Below are 249 nucleotides of genomic sequence, written 5' to 3'. Positions count from 1 at the left end.
CACAAAAGACACTGGTACGGCGGTTACTAAAATAAACGACTGCAATGCAGAAATACCACCTGAACCTATCGAAATTAATATTGCTGCCATAACTCCCATCATAATGCCCCAAAACACTCTAATGGGTGTTTGCGGATGATCGTTACCCGTCATTACCATAGATACCGAGTAGGTCATAGAGTCACCCGTGGTTGCTACAAATATTGTGGTTAAAATTAAAAACAACACCGATATAACAAAACCCATAGG

1 protein-coding gene is annotated in these 249 nt (G+C 40.6%); it reads right to left on the bottom strand.

Translation table 11 applies throughout. The annotated features are described in order from the left end of the window. On the bottom strand, positions 1-249 hold a 249-nt coding region (locus AAEY62_RS23825), incomplete at both ends, for a BCCT family transporter (protein WP_350636936.1).

Source organism: Pseudoalteromonas sp. GW168-MNA-CIBAN-0100, assembly GCF_040309225.1.
GTDB lineage: Bacteria > Pseudomonadota > Gammaproteobacteria > Enterobacterales > Alteromonadaceae > Pseudoalteromonas > Pseudoalteromonas arctica.
Note: the sequence above shows the minus strand (reverse complement) of the source record. Positions and strands in the feature narration are given on the sequence as shown.